At 61.7% G+C, this 2,974-nt stretch carries 4 protein-coding genes and 2 pseudogenes; all 6 read left to right on the top strand.

All coding sequences use genetic code 11. From position 1 onward, the window contains the following. Nucleotides 1-286: pseudogene (locus PM04_RS17100) on the top strand (TIGR02594 family protein); the annotation flags it as partial. Beyond that, on the top strand, nt 283-540 hold the full coding sequence (locus PM04_RS17535; RefSeq protein ID WP_052077339.1) for a hypothetical protein: 258 nt from the start codon (nt 283-285) through the stop codon (nt 538-540). The pseudogene PM04_RS17100 and the gene PM04_RS17535, both read left to right, overlap by 4 nt. A gap of 135 nt (nt 541-675) precedes the next feature. Further along, complete coding sequence (locus PM04_RS17115; protein WP_038009112.1) at nt 676-1,023, top strand: hypothetical protein; 348 nt, start codon at nt 676-678, stop codon at nt 1,021-1,023. Further along, nucleotides 1,020-1,256 (top strand): hypothetical protein, encoded by a 237-nt coding sequence (locus PM04_RS18135; protein ID WP_152600875.1) that lies wholly within the window; start codon nt 1,020-1,022, stop codon nt 1,254-1,256. Before PM04_RS17115 ends, PM04_RS18135 begins: the two co-directional genes overlap by 4 nt. Continuing rightward, entirely contained in the window at nt 1,256-2,239 is a 984-nt protein-coding gene (locus PM04_RS17125) for a hypothetical protein (protein ID WP_038009116.1), read from the top strand. Before PM04_RS18135 ends, PM04_RS17125 begins: the two co-directional genes overlap by 1 nt. Nucleotides 2,240-2,242: 3 nt before the next feature. Further along, nucleotides 2,243-2,974 (top strand): annotated as a pseudogene (locus PM04_RS18370) (hypothetical protein); the annotation flags it as partial.

Here is a 2,974-nt window from a genome sequence, read left to right on the forward strand (position 1 = left end):
GGGGGCGCCAAAAGACAGTCGGATCGTCGCCGCCTCAAATGCGCAGATCGGCCTTGGGGTAATTGGGGCGGCCGGATCCATCGGCTCTCAGATCGCACCGGCATTGGTTGAGGCAGAACAGGCACGCGATATGGCCGGCCGTGCGTTCTCATTGTTCGGGCTTGAGGCTTGGCTCACCATCGCCTTGCCGTGGATCGGTGCCGCCGTGTTCCTCGCCGTTATTGTCTACGCCCTGCGATCGCGCGCCGCCCGGATCGAAGATTACCGCTCGGGGAAAACACCATGATCCGTGTCGTCACCGCACTGCTGGCAGGCTTTGGTCAGCGGGGTGCGTTTTGCGGCGCCATTATCTTTGCCCTTTTGAGCGCGCTCTGGATCGCCTTCCGCCAGGGTCGCCACGCTGCAGAGGCTGACCTCGCCATTCGCCGCGCGGAGGCCCGCATTCGCGCCACGCAAACATCACAGGAGATCCGCCATGAGGTGCACAACACTGACCGGGCTGGTCTTCAGCGTCGGGCTGACCGCTGGATGCGCGATTGAGACAGGAGGGTTGCGCCGAGATTGTGATTGGGCCGAGCCCATTCGGCCCTCACGCCAAGATGTGCTGAGTGAGCAAACCCTGGCTCAGATCCTGGCTCATAATGAGGTTGGAGCGATACTCTGTGGGTGGGTGCCATGAGTGTTGCCATCGTTGAAGGCCCCGCCATTCTTATTGGCTATGCCTACAGGCTGGATTTAGAGGCTGAGGCGTCGCTGTTTCCAGAGACTGCCGATATCATCGCGCAGGTGCGGATCAAACCTTCCGCCACCGATATCCTGGCCACGCTCACGACCGCAGATGGCACGCTGATACGCCAAAGTGATTGCCTGCTGTCTCTGACCATCCCGGCCCAGTACACCGCAAACTTGGAACCGGGCTCAGTTGTGCTGGACATGGTTCGTGTGGATGTCAGCCCCGCTCTGCCCCTTGGCTTTCTCTTGGAGATCCCCGTGATGCTGCCCATAACGCGAGGCCTGTCATGAGTGTGTGTCCTCCACAGGGCGTGCGCCCGCCCTTCCCCAGCTTGGGCCCCGGCGGGTCTTCCGGCGCCGCGCCCATCAAGATCCGCATCACTGTGGGGGCCACACGCATCCGGCTTTTGGGCGCCCCAGGTCCAAACGGCCAAACTGGTCCGCAAGGGGACAAGGGCGATCAGGGGGATCCCGGCATCACCATTCTGCCCACAGACACACCTATCAACGGAGGCTTCTTCTGATGGCCAATACCATTCAACTCAAGCGCCGCGTCTCAGGGGTCGCTGGTGCACCTGCATCACTTAAATCAGGCGAGCTGGCTCATAATGAGGTCGATGATACGCTCTATGTCGGCAAAGGCGATGATGGCAGCGGGAATGCAACGTCGATTGTATCTGTCGCGGGGAGTGGTGGCTTTCTGGCGCTGGTTGGCAACCAGACAGTTGGTGGGGCCAAGACCTTCTCTCTCGTGCCAAAATCCGGCCAAGATGCCAGCGGTGGGACTGAGCTTGTTCGTAAGTCGCAGGTCGACAGTCTGCTATCGGCGAAAGCGCCCTTGACGTCACCCAGCTTCACGGGCTCACCCACGGCGCCGACGGCGGTCACGGGCACGAACTCAACCCAGATTGCAACGACAGCCTTCGTTAACCAGGCTATTGTCGGCTTTGGCGCCGGTGATATGGCCCGCACCACCTATGACACGGACAATGACGGCAAGGTGGATGCCGCAGAAGTGGCGGACGCGGCACCTTGGGCTGGGATCACGGGCAAGCCGACGAGCTTTGCGCCCTCAAGTCACAGTCATGCTATGGGACAGATTACGGGGCTGCAGAGTGCTCTTAACGGTAAGTCTGCGCTAACGTCTCCAGCTTTTACGGGAACACCGACAGCGCCGACGGCCTCTACCGGCACCAACACGACGCAGATTGCAACAACAGGGTTTGTTGCCGCCGCAATCGGTGCGCTGATCGATGCGGCGCCTGGTGCAATGAACACGCTTAACGAATTGGCCGCAGCCCTGGGGGATGATCCAAGTTTTGCCACGACTGTGACCAATGCGCTGGCTGGCAAACTGGCCGCGGCCTCGAACCTGTCGGATCTGCCCAATAAAGCAACGTCGCGCTCGAACCTTGGGCTGGGGTCCATGGCTTTGCAGAACTCTGGATCTGTCGCGATCACTGGTGGCTCAATCACAGGGATCGCCCTCGATGGGGGCACGTTCTAACCCATGACAAACACCCTTCTTGTGAAACGCACCACTGTTGCTGGACGGATACCCAGTACGGCGCAGCTTGCTCCTGGTGAGCTGGCGATGAATATCGCTGACGGCAAACTCTTTTTGAAACGCATCGCTGGCTCAGAAACCGTTGTCGAGCTGGGCCAGACCGGGCCGCAAGGACCGGCAGGGCCAACGGGTGCGCGAGGGCCGACAGGCCCCAAAGGAAATACGGGGGCAACTGGCGCTACCGGGCCACAGGGGGATGCTGGACCGCCAGGTCCTGCGGGTCCAACTGGATCCACTGGCCCGAAGGGCAATACCGGGAGCACTGGGCCGCAAGGCGCGACGGGCGCAACCGGCCCAACACCCGCACATCAGTGGTCTGGGACCAGTCTGCGGTTCTACACCGGGTCAACGTGGGGAGGGTATATAAACCTGAAGGGTGCGACAGGGCCTACTGGTCCAAAGGGGAACACCGGTGCCACAGGTCCAGCGGGTCCTCAAGGCGCAACCGGTCCAGCCGGACCAACGGGCGCGCGCGGGCTTACAGGAGCGACTGGCCCGGTCGGTCCTCAAGGGCCAGCGGGTTCAAACGGATCGCCAGACACAGCCGCTCAAGTGCGCGACAAGCTCAAAACAGTGGACGGGTCTGGTTCCGGGATCGACGCGGATCGCTTGGATGGCCTGCACGCCAGCTCATTTGCGCGGCTGTCTGGGGCGACGTTTAGTGGGACGGTGACC

It is taken from the genome of Thalassobacter sp. 16PALIMAR09 (assembly GCF_000765485.1).
GTDB lineage: Bacteria > Pseudomonadota > Alphaproteobacteria > Rhodobacterales > Rhodobacteraceae > Thalassobacter > Thalassobacter stenotrophicus.

Excerpts from the sequence above, each read along its gene's own strand:
- PM04_RS17535 (WP_052077339.1), top strand. The coding sequence starts at position 283 with ATGATCCGTGTCGTCACCGCACTGCTGGCAGGCTTTGGTCAGCGGGGT.
- PM04_RS17115 (WP_038009112.1), top strand. The coding sequence starts at position 676 with ATGAGTGTTGCCATCGTTGAAGGCCCCGCCATTCTTATTGGCTATGCC.
- PM04_RS18135 (WP_152600875.1), top strand. The coding sequence starts at position 1,020 with ATGAGTGTGTGTCCTCCACAGGGCGTGCGCCCGCCCTTCCCCAGCTTG.
- PM04_RS17125 (WP_038009116.1), top strand. The coding sequence starts at position 1,256 with ATGGCCAATACCATTCAACTCAAGCGCCGCGTCTCAGGGGTCGCTGGT.